The sequence below is a fragment of the Escherichia sp. Lx600-2 genome (genome assembly GCF_036662595.1).
Classification (GTDB): Bacteria; Pseudomonadota; Gammaproteobacteria; order Enterobacterales; family Enterobacteriaceae; genus Escherichia; species Escherichia coli.
Window position 1 is genome coordinate 63,461 of sequence record NZ_JAYQWM010000007.1, and the last position, 15,921, is coordinate 79,381.

Below are 15,921 nucleotides of genomic sequence, written 5' to 3' on the forward strand. Positions count from 1 at the left end.
TCTACTGTCTGAGTCCAGCGTTTTTTAACATTCTTGTTAAGATTATGTGATCTTTAGCGCGGGAGGAAAATATTGATGAAACAGCCTGCGCCCGTTTATCAGAGAATTGCGGGTCATCAATGGCGACATATCTGGCTTTCTGGCGATATACACGGTTGTCTTGAGCAGTTGCGCCGCAAATTATGGCATTGTCGTTTTGATCCGTGGCGAGATTTACTTATCTCAGTGGGAGACGTTATCGATCGTGGGCCGCAAAGTTTACGTTGTCTGCAGTTACTGGAACAACATTGGGTTCGTGCGGTAAGAGGCAATCATGAACAGATGGCGATGGATGCGCTGGCATCCCAGCAGATGTCTTTGTGGTTGATGAATGGCGGCGACTGGTTTATTGCGCTGGCAGATAATCAACAGAAACAAGCGAAAACGGCGCTGGGGAAATGTCAGCATTTGCCCTTTATTCTTGAAGTACATAGTCGCACCGGCAAGCATGTTATTGCTCATGCCGATTATCCAGATGATGTTTATGAATGGCAAAAGGACGTCGATTTGCATCAGGTCTTGTGGAGCCGCTCGCGATTAAGTGAACGCCAAAAAGTGCAGGGAATTACAGGTGCTGATCATTTCTGGTTTGGTCATACACCGTTGCGCCATCGCGTGGATATTGGCAACCTGCATTATATTGATACCGGCGCTGTCTTTGGGGGCGAACTGACTTTCGTGCAATTGCAATAATTAAAAATCACCATACTCCTGTGCTGGTCGCCAGAAACCATCTATAAAATCCTCAATCGGAAAACAACCGCCATGGCGGATCCGTTGATCGCTCATAGAATAAAGACACTGCTGTTCCGTGTTGTAGACATCCACAACAATATCTTCACAACCGCCATCCAGGTAGCAAACAAAAAGTACCAGCGCGAACATTTCATCCCCGAAGTGTGGTGCCGTACCGTTAAGTTTAGGAGAGATTTTACAACGGGGGAATAACCAGGACAAATAACCCGCCATGCCGACGGGTTCTTTTTGGATCAGGCAAGACGCATAATCCAGGCATCAGATTGTTGATCGTAACGGGTACGGTAAAGGACAGAGTGTTCGCCATTTAGCAGGGCAGGGATACTGGTTTCAGCATCCCAGGCATCCAGTTGCATACATAAATCGGGGTCAGATTTACAAGGAATGGTTAACGTTCGATCACCCGGCGATTCGCCGTGTAATTCGCCGTCGTCGATTTCAAAAGCGCCTATGCGCACACTGGTTTTCATCTTCGTGCTCTCCATTTAGCTGCCGGTTGTGGTACGACCAGTCCGATCGCACCATTTTTCAGCCTAGTTGAGGCAGCCGAATGTGCCAGTCAAAAAGTGCGTTTTTTTGTGCGCTGTCAGGCGTTACCGGTAAAAAGTTTCCCATCGCGCACCAGTTCACGCGGGTAGCTGTTTTTCAGTCGCGAACCAATCCGTTTGGCTAAACCAATCGGCTGATGCTGGAAAGTAACCAACACGTCATCCGCCACTGGCGCGGCTTGCGGGTAAACATCGCGCCCGCGATACCACTCCTCCGCTTCCTGCGGTGTCAGTTCAAAAGCGTTCACATTGTCGGGGGTGGCAAGGGCAATAACTGCTTCATGCTGCCAGCGATAACCTTTGTTGTGCGTTTCGGCAAGTTTAATCCCCAGGCGAGAAAATCGGACTTTACAGATCAGGGCTTCAATGCCCACCGGGAACAACCACAGTTCTTTGTCACGCTGCCAGAGGCGCAGGTTTTCATCCCAGTTTAAGCCAACACCTGCAGCCGCCTGACGAATTTGTGCGGCTTCGCGATCTTTCACCGGGCTGAACGGGAAATTGCCCACTTTGTATTTTGGGGTGGGTAAGGCGGGAATGGCCTGAGTTTTACGCAGACGAGCAACGAAGAAGCCTTCGCAGTCGTAAATTTGTGGGAAAACATGCAAAAAGCCTTCTTCGGTCAGCGCTTTGTTTGCACCAGGGAAGAGATCGCCAAGTGGTAAAAACTCTACTGCGTCAGGGTAAGTCTCTTTAAGCCACAGGCAAACGGATTCGTTTTCTTCCCGGTTTAAGGTACAGGTCGAGTAAACCAGCGTACCACCAGGACGTAATGCATGAAAGGCGCTGTCGATAAGCTCCCGTTGGGTAGCTGCGATTTCCTGATTGCTTTCTGGTGACCAGTTTTTTAGCGCATCGGGATCTTTACGCACCACGCCTTCGCCAGAGCAGGGAGCGTCCAGCAAAATGGCATCGAACATTTCTGGCACTGCCGCACCAAACACGCGGCCATCAAAATGTGTGAGCGCAACATTACTGATGCCACAGCGGCTGATATTGGCATGTAACACTTTTACCCGACTGGCGGAAAACTCATTGGCAAGGATTGCCCCTTCGTTATTCATCCGCGCGGCAATTTGCGTCGTTTTGGAGCCTGGCGCAGCAGCGACATCCATCACCCGCTGTGGTGCATTACCGTCAGCAAACAAGGCGGCGACGGGCAACATTGAACTGGCTTCCTGAATATAAAACAGGCCACTTAAATGCTCGGCGGTACTACCCAATGGCAATGCATCTTCATTGTCGCGTTCAATCCAGAAACCTTCTTCACACCACGGAATTGGCGTAAGCGTCCAGCCATAAGGAGCGGTTAATTGCAGGAAATCAGCAACGGAGATTTTCAGCGTATTAACGCGAATGCTGCGGCGCAACGGGCGCTGACAGGCAGCAAGAAAATCATCAAAAGAGAGCGTCGAAGGCATCGCTTCGCGCATTTGCGTCAGAAAGGCGTCAGGGAAATAAACGGTGTGTTGGGCCACGAGCATATACCACTGGCAAAAAAACAGGCGCGCAGTTTAGCATAAACGCTCCGGCGCAGGCACGCCGGAGCAGTGGGCATTATTTGGGAAGCGCAGTACCCCATTCACGCCACTCTTTCGGTTCACTTTCCTGCAACAGGAAGTGCTTGCCTTCCTGGGCTTTCGGTGCCAGTGGCGTACCCGGAGGCGTGGCGAAGGCGATGCCGCCACGGATAAACTGGTTAAAGGTGCCGGTTTTCACTACGCCGCCCGTCAGACCAAAGTCCAGACTGTAACCCGATGCCAACCAGAAGACGGAATTGTTACGCACCAGGTGTTGATAGCGTTTACTGATGCGCATCGCAATCATCACGCGATCTGACAATGTCCCCAGCGTCATTCCGGTAACCGTACCGACTTCCAGACCACGGAACAGCACTGGCGTACCGATGCCTAACGAACCGGCTTCCGGCGCTTCAACAATAATGCTTAAGCCATCCAGGTAACGCGAATCAGTAATGGTGGCCTCTTGTAATTCAAAGTCGCGGCGAGGATTGCCCCGGCCTGGTTCGACGTTGATATACGGCTGGAGGATAGTATCAAGATGCTCAACGCCAGCTGCCGAAATTTGCGGTGTGACCACCGAGAAGCGCGTACCGCCGCGGGCGAAGGTCTGGACATATTCCGGGTAAAGTACCGCCTTTGCCTGTACTTCATTGCGCGCGGTAATCAGATCCAGCGTCTGGATTTGCCCGATATCAATACCGAGATAGCGAATTGGCATCCCGACCGCCAGTTTTCCGGCATCGAAAGCGTGAAGCGTAATCTGCCCGCCAACCGCACGGGCTGCTGTTTCGGAAGCATACAGAATACGTTTGTCTCCTTTACGCTGACTGGCGCTGGCACCGCTGAGGTTATCGAAGCTAATGGCTCCCTTTAATGCTCTGGAGAGCGGGGATGCCTGTACGGTCAGGCCGCTGCCATTCAGCTGAACTTTCGCCCCGCCTTCAGCCCAGAACACGCTATTGCTGGTCAGAAGGTTGCGATACTCCGGCTTAATATGCAGATCGATATCAAACGCGTTAGCTCGCGGACGCACGGTAATCACTTCACCAACTTCAAATTTACGGTACAGCACTACCGATCCTGCCTGCACATCCGGCAGCGTCTCTGCACTCAAACTCACGGTTGTGGTGGGTAAATCGCTAAGGCTGTTCTCCAGCGCTTTTTCCAGATTGGCATACAGTGGATAGCTGGCTTTCATCTCGCCTTTATCGCCCGGCAGAATACGTATCCCGCCGTTAATCCATTCTGAGGCGCTGGCACCGAGAAACTCAACGCCATCCAGCCCCACCTTCACGTCGACACGGCTGTTGACGACAAATTTGCTATCGCCTTTTACCAGTTCTCGATGCTGAGGCTCGATGGCGACGGTAAAGGTGACGCCTTTGCTGGTGAGTTTACGATCGATAACCTGGCCTACCTGCACGCCGTGAAGAATGAGCGGCTGACCCGCATCAATACCGTAACTTTCCGGCGCGGTCAGGGTCAGCGTCAGAACATCAGGTTCATGCAGCAGTGCTTTTTCGCCTGGCACAACAACGAACTCTTTGCGTGGCTCGCCATCGCCGGGTACCAACTCGAAGGTTTTGCCAGTCAGCAGGGCGCTGAGATTGGCATCGCTAAGGGATAATTTCGGATTACGTAATTCGATGCGGGTATTTTCACGAAGCAGGGTAACGACGCTGGGATCAACGGTCATTTCCCCAGTGACTTTACCACCAGGATTTAAATCCAGTTTAGTTAGCTGTCCGACTTCCAGTCCCTGATACATTAATGGCGTCGAGTCGGCGGTTAATCCTGCTCCACTCGGCAGTTCCAGTTTGATTATTACGCCACGCTGGCTATGGGCGAGGTCTTCATACAGACCAAAGGTATCTTCCGCCTCGGCAGGTTTCGACTCTTCTGGTGAATCGAAGGCAATCGCACCGTTAACCAGTGCCGCCAGGCTTTCCAGTTTCACCTTCGCGCCACTGATACTGACGTTGGCATCAATGCCGGAAACGTTCCAGAAACGGCTACCTTTTTTCACCAGGTCGGTAAAACGCCGCTCGATCAGGACATCAATCACCACGCCTTGTTTATTGGGATTGATGGCATAGTCGTAGACTTTTCCCACCGGGATCTTGCGGAAATAGACCAATGAACCGCTGTTCAGCGAACCGAGATCGGGAGCTTGCAGGTGGATCATCAGATCGCCGTTATCCAGCCGATACTTCGGTTGGGTATCGAGTGCGACAAAGTGATCCTGCTCTTTACCTTTACCTGGCATCATGCCGATATAGTTACCACCGACGAGGGCGTCCAGCCCGGAGACACCTGCCAACGATGCTTTTGGCGTCACCAGCCAGAATTGAGTCTCTTCGCGCAGCGCATCTTTCATATCGGACTTGATGCTGACCTTGACTTCAATCTTACGAAGATCGTCGCTGAGGCTGATATCCTGCACTGTTCCGACTTCAACGCCCTGATAACGAACAGGCGTACGGCCCGGGACAATACCATCCGCCGACATAAAGTCGATGGTGACGGTATTACCCCGGTCCTGATAACTGTCCCAAATCAGCCAACCGGCAATCATTAGCGCGATGAACGGCAGCAGCCAGAAAGGTGAGATACGGCGTTTATTTTTAATCTGCGCTTCAGTCGTCGAAGCGGGCGTTTCCTGACTCATGTGCATCCCAAAGTAAGCGGCTGTCCAGCCATTCCACAGCAAGAATAGTCAAAATTACCGCTGCGCCGAAATAAAACGCAGCCGGTCCCATAGTAAAAGCGAGGATCTGATCGCGATTAATCAGCGACATGGTTAAAGATATGACAAACAGGTCGAGCATCGACCAGCGACCAATCCAGGTCACCATTCGCAGTAACAGAATGCGTGTGCGTAAACCTTGCTGGCATTTAAAATGAATGCTCAACAGTAAAGTGAACATGACGATCACTTTAGTAAACGGTACCAGAATACTGGCGATAAACACGATTCCTGCAACCGCAATGTTGCTACTTGCCAGCGACATAATTCCGGAAAGAATTGTATCTTCCTGCCGTCCTCCGTTCAGATAAATGATAGAAATAGGCAACAGGTTGGCAGGTAACAATAAAACGATTGACGCTAACAGCGCCGCCCAGCATTTTTGCAGACTATGACGGCGACGCAGGCGTAGCGGAATATGACAACGCGGGCAGCGACCACGCTGATCAGGATAGCCGGTAAAATGGCACCCAAGACAGACACGAAGTTTCTCGTCCCTACGCGTAGCGGGGCGCTGCGGATAAAATCGCTCCCACAGTTCTTCGACATTAAGATGTGACAACGTCACCGTCGTTAAAATCACCAACGCCACAAAAGAGAACAAGCCGACACCCGCCTGGATATGGGCATAATCCTGTACCTTTATAGAAGCAACGCCAATGCCGACCAGGTAGATATCGAGCATTACCCACTCTTTAAGTCGCTCAAGCATCAGCAGTACCGGACGTAGATTCATTCCCAGTCGGTTACCAAACCATAAATAAGCTATGGAGGTCACCAGAATGAGCGGGGCACCAATAACGCAGAAAAAGACCATCGACCCCGTTATCGCATCGCCCTGTTTGGTCATTTGCCAGATGCCTTGCATAACGTTGGCGTCAATACGAATGCCTAACAGCCAGATATGCAACAGCGGTTCGCCCCAGGCAAACGGCATCAGCAACAGCATGGTGAAGGCCATTGCCGCCAGGCGCGTTAGCGACCAGTCGCGCCCGTCACGAATTTTTGCCTGACAGCGCGGACAATAGGCACTTTGATGAGAATTTATCTCGGGCAGGCTAAACAGCATGTCACATTGCGGGCAACGTTGGTAATCACCACGCGGCAGTTCCTCGCCGATTGCCCTCACTGTTATCTTTTTTGTCGGCGTAATTTGTGGTGTGTTAAGAGCCATGACGTGCCAAATGTAATAAGAATTAACATTAATCTTAACCCATGATGGGAATGATCTTGAGCATTAACGCATTTAATGCTTATTTTAATAGGCTGGCAGTTCCAGGTAAGACAACCAAGTGATTATATAATGAACAAAACAGAATTTTACGCGGATTTAAATCGCGACTTTAACGCGCTGATGGCGGGAGAAACCAGTTTTCTGGCAACGCTTGCGAACACCAGTGCGTTGTTATATGAGCGTCTCACTGACGTAAACTGGGCAGGTTTTTATTTGCTTGAGGACGATACACTGGTGCTCGGACCATTTCAGGGCAAAATTGCCTGTGTCCGGATACCCGTCGGGCGTGGCGTGTGCGGCACTGCGGTTGCCCGCAATCAAGTGCAGCGTATCGAGGATGTTCATGCGTTTGACGGGCATATTGCCTGTGATGCGGCGAGTAATTCTGAAATTGTTCTGCCGCTGGTGGTGAAAAATCAGATTATTGGTGTTCTCGACATCGATAGTACCGTCTTCGGTCGCTTTACAGACGAGGACGAGCAAGGCTTACGTCAGCTTGTGGCACAGCTTGAAAAGGTGCTTGCAACGACGGATTACAAAAAATTCTTTGCGAGCGTCGCAGGATAATCAACGGATAACGTAGCATTTACTGATAGCGTCATTATAATGACGCCTGTTCATGCCTGCGCTTGTTGGCTACGTCCGTTGTAATCAGGAAATTTCATGGAAAATCAACCTAAGTTGAATAGCAGTAAAGAAGTAATCGCGTTTCTGGCCGAACGTTTTCCCCACTGTTTCAGTGCGGAAGGTGAAGCGCGTCCGCTGAAAATCGGTATTTTTCAGGATTTGGTCGATCGTGTTGCCGGGGAAATGAACCTGAGCAAAACGCAATTGCGATCCGCTTTACGTCTCTACACTTCGAGCTGGCGTTACCTTTACGGTGTTAAACCCGGCGCAACGCGTGTCGATCTTGACGGCAACCCATGCGGTGAGCTGGACGAGCAACATGTAGAGCATGCTCGCAAGCAGCTTGAAGAAGCGAAAGCGCGTGTTCAGGCACAGCGTGCTGAACAGCAAGCGAAAAAACGCGAAGCTGCCGCAGCTGCTGGTGAGAAAGAAGACGCACCGCGTCGCGAACGCAAGCCACGTCCGACCACGCCACGCCGCAAAGAAGGCGCTGAACGTAAACCTCGTGCGCAAAAGCCGGTAGAGAAAGCGCCAAAAACAGCAAAAGCACCTCGCGAAGAACAGCACACCCCAGTTTCTGACATTTCAGCTCTGACTGTCGGACAAGCCCTGAAGGTGAAAGCGGGTCAAAACGCGATGGATGCCACCGTATTAGAAATCACCAAAGACGGCGTCCGCGTCCAGCTGAATTCGGGTATGTCTTTGATTGTGCGCGCAGAACACCTGGTGTTCTGAAACGGAGGCCGGGCCAGGCATGAACATGTTTTTTAGGCTTACCGCGTTAGCTGGCCTGCTTGCAATAGCAGGCCAGACCTTCGCTGTAGAAGATATCACGCGTGCTGATCAAATTCCGGTATTAAAGGAAGAGACGCAGCATGCGACGGTAAGTGAGCGCGTAACGTCGCGTTTCACCCGTTCTCATTATCGCCAGTTTGACCTCGATCAGGCATTTTCGGCCAAAATCTTTGACCGCTACCTGAATCTGCTCGATTACAGCCACAACGTGCTGTTGGCAAGCGATGTTGAACAGTTCGCGAAAAAGAAAACCGAGTTAGGCGATGAACTGCGTTCAGGCAAACTCGACGTTTTCTACGATCTCTACAATCTGGCACAAAAGCGTCGTTTTGAACGTTACCAGTACGCTTTGTCGGTACTGGAAAAGCCGATGGATTTCACCGGCAACGACACTTATAACCTTGACCGCAGCAAAGCGCCCTGGCCGAAAAACGAGGCTGAGTTGAACGCGCTGTGGGACAGTAAAGTCAAATTCGACGAGTTAAGCCTGAAGCTGGCAGGAAAAACGGATAAAGAAATTCGTGAAACCCTGACTCGCCGCTACAAATTTGCCATTCGTCGTCTGGCGCAAACCAACAGCGAAGATGTTTTCTCGCTGGCAATGACGGCGTTTGCGCGTGAAATCGACCCGCATACCAACTATCTTTCCCCGCGTAATACCGAACAGTTCAACACTGAAATGAGTTTGTCGCTGGAAGGTATTGGCGCAGTGCTGCAAATGGATGATGACTACACCGTTATCAATTCGATGGTGGCAGGTGGTCCGGCAGCGAAGAGTAAAGCTATCAGCGTTGGTGACAAAATTGTCGGTGTTGGTCAAACAGGCAAGCCGATGGTTGACGTGATTGGCTGGCGTCTTGATGATGTGGTTGCCTTAATTAAAGGGCCGAAGGGCAGTAAAGTTCGTCTGGAAATTTTACCTGCTGGTAAAGGGACCAAGACCCGCACTGTAACATTGACCCGTGAACGTATTCGTCTCGAAGACCGCGCGGTTAAAATGTCGGTGAAGACCGTCGGTAAAGAGAAAGTCGGCGTACTAGATATTCCGGGCTTCTATGTGGGTTTGACAGACGATGTCAAAGTACAACTGCAGAAACTGGAAAAACAGAATGTCAGCAGTGTGATCATCGACCTGCGTAGCAATGGCGGTGGGGCGTTGACCGAAGCGGTATCGCTCTCAGGTCTGTTTATTCCTGCGGGTCCTATTGTTCAGGTCCGTGATAACAACGGTAAAGTTCGTGAAGACAGCGATACCGACGGACAGGTTTTCTATAAAGGCCCGCTGGTGGTACTGGTTGACCGCTTCAGTGCTTCGGCTTCAGAAATCTTTGCCGCGGCAATGCAGGACTACGGTCGTGCGCTGGTTGTGGGTGAACCGACGTTTGGTAAAGGCACCGTTCAGCAATACCGTTCATTGAACCGTATTTACGATCAGATGTTACGTCCTGAATGGCCAGCACTGGGTTCTGTGCAGTACACGATCCAGAAATTCTATCGCGTTAACGGCGGCAGTACGCAACGTAAAGGCGTAACGCCAGACATCATCATGCCGACGGGTAATGAAGAAACGGAAACGGGTGAGAAATTCGAAGATAACGCGCTGCCGTGGGATAGCATTGATGCCGCGACTTATGTGAAATCAGGAGATTTAACGGCCTTTGAACCGGAGCTACTGAAGGAACATAATGCGCGTATCGCGAAAGATCCTGAGTTCCAGAACATCATGAAGGATATCGCGCGCTTCAACGCTATGAAGGACAAGCGCAATATCGTTTCTCTGAATTACGCTGTGCGTGAGAAAGAGAATAATGAAGATGATGCGACGCGTCTGGCGCGTTTGAACGAACGCTTTAAACGCGAAGGTAAACCGGAGTTGAAGAAACTGGATGATCTACCGAAAGATTACCAGGAGCCGGATCCTTATCTGGATGAGACGGTGAATATCGCACTCGATCTGGCGAAGCTTGAAAAAGCCAGACCCGCGGAACAACCCGCACCCGTCAAGTAATATCAATCAGGCACAAGAAATTGTGCCTGATTTTTTAACAGCGGCAAGATGCCGTAAATCAGATGCTACAAAATGTAAAGTTGTGTCTTTCTGGTGACTTACGCACTATCCAGACTTGAAAATAGTCGCGTAACCCATACGATGTGGGTATCGCATATTGCGTTTTGTTAAACTGAGGTAAAAAGAAAATTATGATGCGAATCGCGCTCTTCCTGCTAACGAACCTGGCCGTAATGGTCGTTTTCGGGCTGGTACTGAGCCTGACAGGGATACAGTCGAGCAGCGTTCAGGGGCTGATGATCATGGCCTTGCTGTTCGGTTTTGGTGGTTCCTTCGTTTCGCTTCTGATGTCCAAATGGATGGCATTACGATCTGTTGGCGGGGAAGTGATCGAGCAACCGCGTAACGAAAGGGAACGTTGGCTGGTCAATACTGTAGCAACCCAGGCTCGTCAGGCGGGGATCGCTATGCCGCAAGTGGCTATCTACCATGCGCCGGACATCAACGCTTTTGCAACCGGTGCGCGCCGTGATGCCTCTCTGGTTGCTGTCAGCACCGGTTTGCTGCAGAACATGAGCCCGGATGAAGCCGAGGCGGTAATTGCTCACGAAATCAGCCACATCGCCAATGGTGATATGGTCACCATGACGCTGATTCAGGGCGTGGTGAACACCTTCGTTATCTTTATTTCCCGTATTCTGGCGCAGCTTGCCGCGGGTTTTATGGGCGGAAATCGTGATGAAGGTGAAGAGAGCAACGGCAACCCACTGATCTACTTTGCGGTTGCAACGGTTCTGGAACTGGTGTTTGGTATTCTGGCGAGCATTATCACCATGTGGTTCTCGCGTCATCGTGAATTCCATGCTGATGCCGGTTCGGCAAAACTGGTTGGTCGCGAGAAAATGATTGCCGCGCTGCAGCGCCTGAAAACCAGCTATGAACCGCAAGAAGCAACCAGCATGATGGCTTTCTGCATTAACGGTAAGTCGAAATCGCTCAGTGAGTTGTTTATGACTCACCCGCCGCTGGATAAACGTATTGAAGCTCTGCGTACGGGTGAATACCTGAAGTAATATGAAGTAAATACTAAAAAGCGCGTCCTGCTCGACGCGCTTTTTTTATGCCCTGGATCTTGGCTGAGTGATACGTAACCCACTGATACAGGCAGCAATCACTGCCAGAATAGCCGCAGCCATCAGCGAGACGTGTGTACCATTATCTCCAAACTGATTTAGCATCAGCGCCACCAGCGCCGCGCCGCTACTCTGACCCAGTAGACGAGCCGTTCCTAACATGCCACTGGCTCCACCGCTACGTTCGCGAGGAGCGGAGGTAATAATGGTGTGGTTATTGGGTGACTGGAACAATCCAAATCCAGCGCCACATAAGATCATCGGCCAGATAATATTGATATCCGCAGGTGACGCGGGCAGCAGAACCAGGAAAAAAAGCCCCGCAGCCATGATGAATAATCCTAAAGCACCCAGCAATCCTGCATGTACGCGTTCAATCAAATAGCCTGCCAACGGAGCCATCACCATCGTTGCTAACGGCCACGGTGTCAGAAGTAAACCTGTTTCGACTTCACTACGCCCGAGCACGGTTTGCAGGTAAAAGGGCAGGGAAACCATTGCCAGCATTTGTGCGCAGAAAGAGCAAACAGATGTGCATATAGAAAGTGAAAACAGCGGGATACGCAGTAAATCCACCGGTAGCAGCGGTACGGGAAGAGAAAGCTGGCGGCGAATAAAGAAAATACCAACGACAACCATTACCACCAGTTCCTCAGCAATTAACGTCAGCGATTGCCCCTGAGCGAAACCACTCAACGCAGTGATAAGCAGGCCGAAGGTTAACGCGTTCATCACGGCGCTGGGCAGGTCGAAACGGGGTTTACTGGCGCGAGAACCATTGGGTGGCAGAAAACGCATCGCCAGAAGCAGGGCGATAATACCCAACGGTACGTTGATTAAAAATAACCATTTCCAGGATGCGATGGAGAGGATTGCTGCAGCAATTGTCGGCCCGGCAGCAGAAGAGACGGCAACAATAAACGAGTTTATGCCCATCCCTCTACCCAGAAAACGTTGTGGATAGATCAGGCGGATAAGTGCGGTATTAACGCTCATCAACGCTGCACCGCCGAAACCTTGTATGACACGCGCAAGGGTGAGCATTTGCAGCGAATCAGAAAGGGCGCAGAACAGTGAAGACAACAGAAAAACGACCAGACCGCATTTATAAATACGTCGATAGCCAAACATATCGCCCAGAAACGAAAACGAGAGCAGGGAGATGACAATGGCGATTTGATAGGCGTTCACTACCCAGATGGAACTGGCCGGCGTGGCATGAAGGTCCGTGGCGATTGTTGGCAAGGCGACGTTGGCGATTGCGCCGTCAAGGACAGCCATCGAAATACCAATCACAATGGTTAATATCGCACCGTATCGCTGGGGCAACGGCAGGCCGTCGGCCTGAACTTTTGGCATAGAAATTTTATATCTTTGGTGAATAATCAACAGGGGTATGATTCTAGCACTGATATTCACGGTGGATGTCGCAGAATTGTAACTAACCGGCAAAAGATGGATTGCGACCACCATGGTGCGAAATTATAATAAAAAACAGTTCTGATTTTTATAAAACACTCGCAATGAGGTGATAAATGGCTAACGCAGATCTGGATAAACAGCCTGATTCTGTATCTTCCGTGCTAAAAGTTTTTGGCATTTTGCAGGCGCTGGGTGAAGAGCGCGAAATAGGGATAACCGAGCTGTCGCAGCGCGTCATGATGTCAAAAAGCACCGTTTATCGCTTTTTACAGACCATGAAAACCTTAGGTTATGTGGCGCAGGAAGGGGAGTCGGAGAAATATTCCCTGACCCTGAAATTGTTTGAGCTGGGCGCTCGCGCGTTACAAAACGTCGATTTAATTCGTAGCGCAGATATCCAGATGCGTGAGATCTCCCGCCTGACCAAAGAAACTATCCACCTCGGCGCACTGGACGAAGACAGTATTGTTTACATTCACAAAATTGACTCTATGTACAATTTGCGCATGTATTCACGGATTGGGCGTCGTAATCCGCTGTACAGCACCGCGATTGGTAAGGTGCTGCTGGCATGGCGCGATCGCGATGAAGTGAAGCAAATTCTTGAGGGCGTGGAGTATAAACGCAGTACCGAGCGGACCATCACCAGTACAGAAGCGTTATTACCGGTTCTGGACCAGGTGCGCGAGCAGGGGTATGGCGAAGATAACGAAGAGCAGGAAGAAGGACTGCGATGCATTGCGGTTCCGGTATTTGATCGCTTTGGCGTGGTCATTGCCGGTTTGAGCATCTCCTTCCCGACGTTGCGTTTCTCTGAAGAGCGTTTACAGGAATATGTCGCAATGTTGCATACCGCAGCGCGCAAAATTTCTGCACAAATGGGTTATCACGACTATCCGTTCTGATGAGAGTAAGAACCTGTCGGAATATCAAACAGACAGGTTCTTTATTTAGCATGAGAAAAATAAAGTTGAAGGTGGCGTTATATTAAACGCGCTTGCTATAAGAGTATTTTACTCATGAGTGAGAATCTGGTTATTTATTACACTTAACCATTATCGACCACGATATTGCTTTTGCGTAACAGCGGGCAATCTGTTATCCCCAAAAAACCACTTTTAGTGTGCAAGTATTGTACCGTGCTGGTGCCTCTGGCAGTCAGATAGGTACATTGCAAACCTAATCCTGCGGCATTCTCTTTGCTTCCAATCAAAACGCCATATCCGCTGAGTAATAATCCTATCCATACCAGTGCTATCAGCATAACTGTGCGAATGATGAATCGCATTACAACCTCTTCTCTTTTTATGTTCGCTTAATCGTAGCGGCAATATGCGCTGAAGCAAGCGACTCATTCCGAAAAAGCACGAATATCGACATAGTTAGGCGCTGTTTAACTAACGCATGCTAGTTTAATGACATAAGGTAGGTGAAACGGAGATTGGAGTGAAAAAGTTTCGATGGGTCGTTCTGGTTGTCGTGGTGTTGGCTTGCTTGCTGCTTTGGGCGCAGGTATTCAACATGATGTGCGATCAGGATGTACAATTTTTCAGCGGAATTTGTGCCATTAACCAGTTTATCCCGTGGTGATATCATTTTTTCAGCACTAGATTTTCTTCCTCTCCAGCAGTGGTAGAATAGCGCCTCTACTCAGAGGTGGTGAAATGAACGAAGTTGTAAATTCAGGCGTGATGAACATTGCGTCTTTGGTTGTATCGGTGGTGGTTTTTCTTATCGGGCTCATCTTGTGGTTTTTTATTAATCGTGCCAGTTCTCGGACTAACGAACAGATTGAACTGCTTGAGGCGTTGCTGGATCAGCAAAAACGTCAAAATGCACTGTTACGTCGTTTGTGCGAAGCAAACGAACCAGAGAAAGCAGATAAAAAGACCATTGAGAGTCAAAAATCGGTTGAAGACGAAGATATTATTCGCCTGGTCGCCGAACGATAATCCTTCCTCAATCTTGAGTAACCCCGTCGTTGAAGGGTTACTCAATTCATCCTGATTATACGCACTGTCATGGTGCAACTGCTTCAAATTAAAACTCTGGTCTGACTTCAAATAATTATCATATTATTTATTTGCGTAACGGGATATCAGAAAAAGATATTTTCCTCATTAATTTATTAGGATGTTTACATCGGATTTGTGATTAAGCGTGGTATTATTTATTAGCGAAACGTTTCTCTCTTGATTTTTTGCTCATTCATCAATTTTTCTTATTTTAAATTTTCAATCCCTTTGGGGATTGACTTCTCTTTAGGGTAATTGATAGCCGTTAACTGACTGTTTTATGAGAAAAAGTGATATAACTTTTTATTCATTGCATAGCAGAAAATGTGATATTGCACGCACTATGTAATAACTTCTCCCACTGGCCTGGAACAACTGAACTTATTGAACTATGTTAGAAACTACGCCAGTTTAAGTATCTGCCTGAACTGGCAAGGTTAAGCACAATGATATATCGGCGCGTATTCCGTTGCATAAGTGTGCAAAAAAAGTGGAAGACGTATCGAGATTTGTGCGTCTGATCGAGACATGTTTAAAAATGGCTTGCCATAATTAACGTTGTATGTGATAACAGATTTCGGGTTAAACGAGGTACAGTTCTGTTTATGTGTGGCATTTTCAGTAAAGAAGTCCTGAGTAAACACGTTGACGTTGAATACCGCTTCTCTGCCGAGCCTTATATTGGTGCCTCATGCAGTAATGTGTCAGTTTTATCTATGTTATGCCTGCGGGCGAAGAAAACAATCTAAGGAATTTTTCAAATGGCAAAGATTAAAGGTCAGGTTAAGTGGTTCAACGAGTCTAAAGGTTTTGGCTTCATTACTCCTGCTGATGGCAGCAAAGACGTGTTCGTACACTTCTCCGCTATCCAGGGTAATGGCTTCAAAACTCTGGCTGAAGGTCAGAACGTTGAGTTCGAAATTCAGGACGGCCAGAAAGGTCCGGCAGCAGTTAACGTAACAGCTATCTGATCGAATCCACTGATCTGAAGTGTGAATACGCTTCAATCTCGCTATAAAGCCTCGTCGAATGCGAGGCTTTTTACTATGCTTTATCTTCGCTCCTGGCGTTCGGA

The 15,921-nt window shown here is 49.4% G+C and carries 17 protein-coding genes; 10 read left to right on the forward strand and 7 right to left on the reverse strand.

Annotated elements, in window-relative coordinates; genetic code table 11:
- Window positions 1-75 precede the first annotated feature (75 nt).
- The gene (gene pphA / locus OQV04_RS04310; RefSeq protein WP_032281033.1) at window positions 76-732 is read left to right on the forward strand and encodes a protein-serine/threonine phosphatase; all 657 of its coding nucleotides are present in this window, start codon (window positions 76-78) and stop codon (window positions 730-732) included.
- Here pphA and OQV04_RS04315 read toward each other — a convergent pair whose 3' ends face one another.
- The 5 genes from OQV04_RS04315 to yebS all read right to left on the reverse strand — a co-directional run bounded on the left by OQV04_RS04315 (window position 733) and on the right by yebS (window position 6,786).
- On the reverse strand, window positions 733-924 hold the full coding sequence (locus OQV04_RS04315; RefSeq protein WP_001296140.1) for a YebW family protein: 192 nt from the start codon (window positions 922-924) through the stop codon (window positions 733-735).
- 104 nt (window positions 925-1,028) lie between these two features.
- The gene (locus tag OQV04_RS04320; protein ID WP_001295499.1) at window positions 1,029-1,265 is read right to left on the reverse strand and encodes a YebV family protein; all 237 of its coding nucleotides are present in this window, start codon (window positions 1,263-1,265) and stop codon (window positions 1,029-1,031) included.
- 116 nt (window positions 1,266-1,381) lie between these two features.
- Window positions 1,382-2,821 (reverse strand): 16S rRNA (cytosine(1407)-C(5))-methyltransferase RsmF, encoded by a 1,440-nt coding sequence (gene rsmF, locus OQV04_RS04325; RefSeq protein ID WP_032281045.1) that lies wholly within the window; start codon window positions 2,819-2,821, stop codon window positions 1,382-1,384.
- 79 nt (window positions 2,822-2,900) lie between these two features.
- A complete protein-coding gene (gene yebT / locus OQV04_RS04330; protein ID WP_032281032.1) occupies window positions 2,901-5,534 on the reverse strand; it encodes a lipid-binding membrane homeostasis protein YebT in 2,634 nt (877 codons plus the stop codon).
- Window positions 5,503-6,786, reverse strand: a complete 1,284-nt coding sequence (gene yebS, locus OQV04_RS04335; protein ID WP_001207282.1) for a membrane integrity lipid transport subunit YebS — start codon at window positions 6,784-6,786, stop codon at window positions 5,503-5,505. Before yebS ends, yebT begins: the two co-directional genes overlap by 32 nt.
- Before the next feature lie 129 nt (window positions 6,787-6,915).
- Between yebS and msrC the strand changes: the two genes are divergently transcribed.
- The 4 genes from msrC to htpX all read left to right on the forward strand — a co-directional run bounded on the left by msrC (window position 6,916) and on the right by htpX (window position 11,349).
- Window positions 6,916-7,413: an L-methionine (R)-S-oxide reductase gene (gene msrC, locus OQV04_RS04340; RefSeq protein WP_001043882.1), complete on the forward strand. Its 498-nt coding sequence runs from the start codon at window positions 6,916-6,918 to the stop codon at window positions 7,411-7,413.
- Window positions 7,414-7,509: 96 nt separating this feature from the next.
- Complete coding sequence (proQ, locus tag OQV04_RS04345; RefSeq protein WP_000431368.1) at window positions 7,510-8,208, forward strand: RNA chaperone ProQ; 699 nt, start codon at window positions 7,510-7,512, stop codon at window positions 8,206-8,208.
- Window positions 8,209-8,227: 19 nt separating this feature from the next.
- Window positions 8,228-10,276, forward strand: a complete 2,049-nt coding sequence (gene prc / locus OQV04_RS04350) for a carboxy terminal-processing peptidase (protein WP_001055778.1) — start codon at window positions 8,228-8,230, stop codon at window positions 10,274-10,276.
- 191 nt (window positions 10,277-10,467) lie between these two features.
- Window positions 10,468-11,349, forward strand: coding sequence for a protease HtpX (htpX, locus tag OQV04_RS04355; RefSeq protein ID WP_000984517.1), 882 nt, complete (start codon window positions 10,468-10,470; stop codon window positions 11,347-11,349).
- 45 nt (window positions 11,350-11,394) lie between these two features.
- Here htpX and OQV04_RS04360 read toward each other — a convergent pair whose 3' ends face one another.
- Window positions 11,395-12,768 (reverse strand): MFS transporter, encoded by a 1,374-nt coding sequence (locus OQV04_RS04360; protein ID WP_032281031.1) that lies wholly within the window; start codon window positions 12,766-12,768, stop codon window positions 11,395-11,397.
- 176 nt (window positions 12,769-12,944) lie between these two features.
- On the opposite strand from OQV04_RS04360, the gene kdgR reads away from it, so the two are divergent.
- On the forward strand, window positions 12,945-13,736 hold the full coding sequence (gene kdgR, locus OQV04_RS04365) for a DNA-binding transcriptional regulator KdgR (protein WP_001262182.1): 792 nt from the start codon (window positions 12,945-12,947) through the stop codon (window positions 13,734-13,736).
- A gap of 143 nt (window positions 13,737-13,879) precedes the next feature.
- On the opposite strand, the gene OQV04_RS04370 is transcribed toward kdgR, so the two are convergent.
- Entirely contained in the window at window positions 13,880-14,119 is a 240-nt protein-coding gene (locus OQV04_RS04370) for a YobH family protein (protein ID WP_001211011.1), read from the reverse strand.
- A gap of 158 nt (window positions 14,120-14,277) precedes the next feature.
- Here OQV04_RS04370 and mgrB point away from each other — a divergent pair, with 158 nt between their 5' ends.
- The 4 genes from mgrB (at window position 14,278) to cspE (ending at window position 15,817) form a co-directional block, all read left to right on the forward strand.
- A complete protein-coding gene (mgrB, locus tag OQV04_RS04375) occupies window positions 14,278-14,421 on the forward strand; it encodes a PhoP/PhoQ regulator MgrB (RefSeq protein WP_000714550.1) in 144 nt (47 codons plus the stop codon).
- A 74-nt stretch (window positions 14,422-14,495) separates the two neighbouring features.
- Window positions 14,496-14,783: a YebO family protein gene (locus OQV04_RS04380; RefSeq protein WP_032281030.1), complete on the forward strand. Its 288-nt coding sequence runs from the start codon at window positions 14,496-14,498 to the stop codon at window positions 14,781-14,783.
- Between the two features lie 668 nt (window positions 14,784-15,451).
- Entirely contained in the window at window positions 15,452-15,595 is a 144-nt protein-coding gene (locus tag OQV04_RS04385; RefSeq protein ID WP_001295496.1) for a DUF2627 domain-containing protein, read from the forward strand.
- Window positions 15,596-15,607: 12 nt separating this feature from the next.
- Complete coding sequence (cspE, locus tag OQV04_RS04390; protein ID WP_001062678.1) at window positions 15,608-15,817, forward strand: transcription antiterminator/RNA stability regulator CspE; 210 nt, start codon at window positions 15,608-15,610, stop codon at window positions 15,815-15,817.
- The last annotated feature ends 104 nt before the right edge of the window (window positions 15,818-15,921 follow it).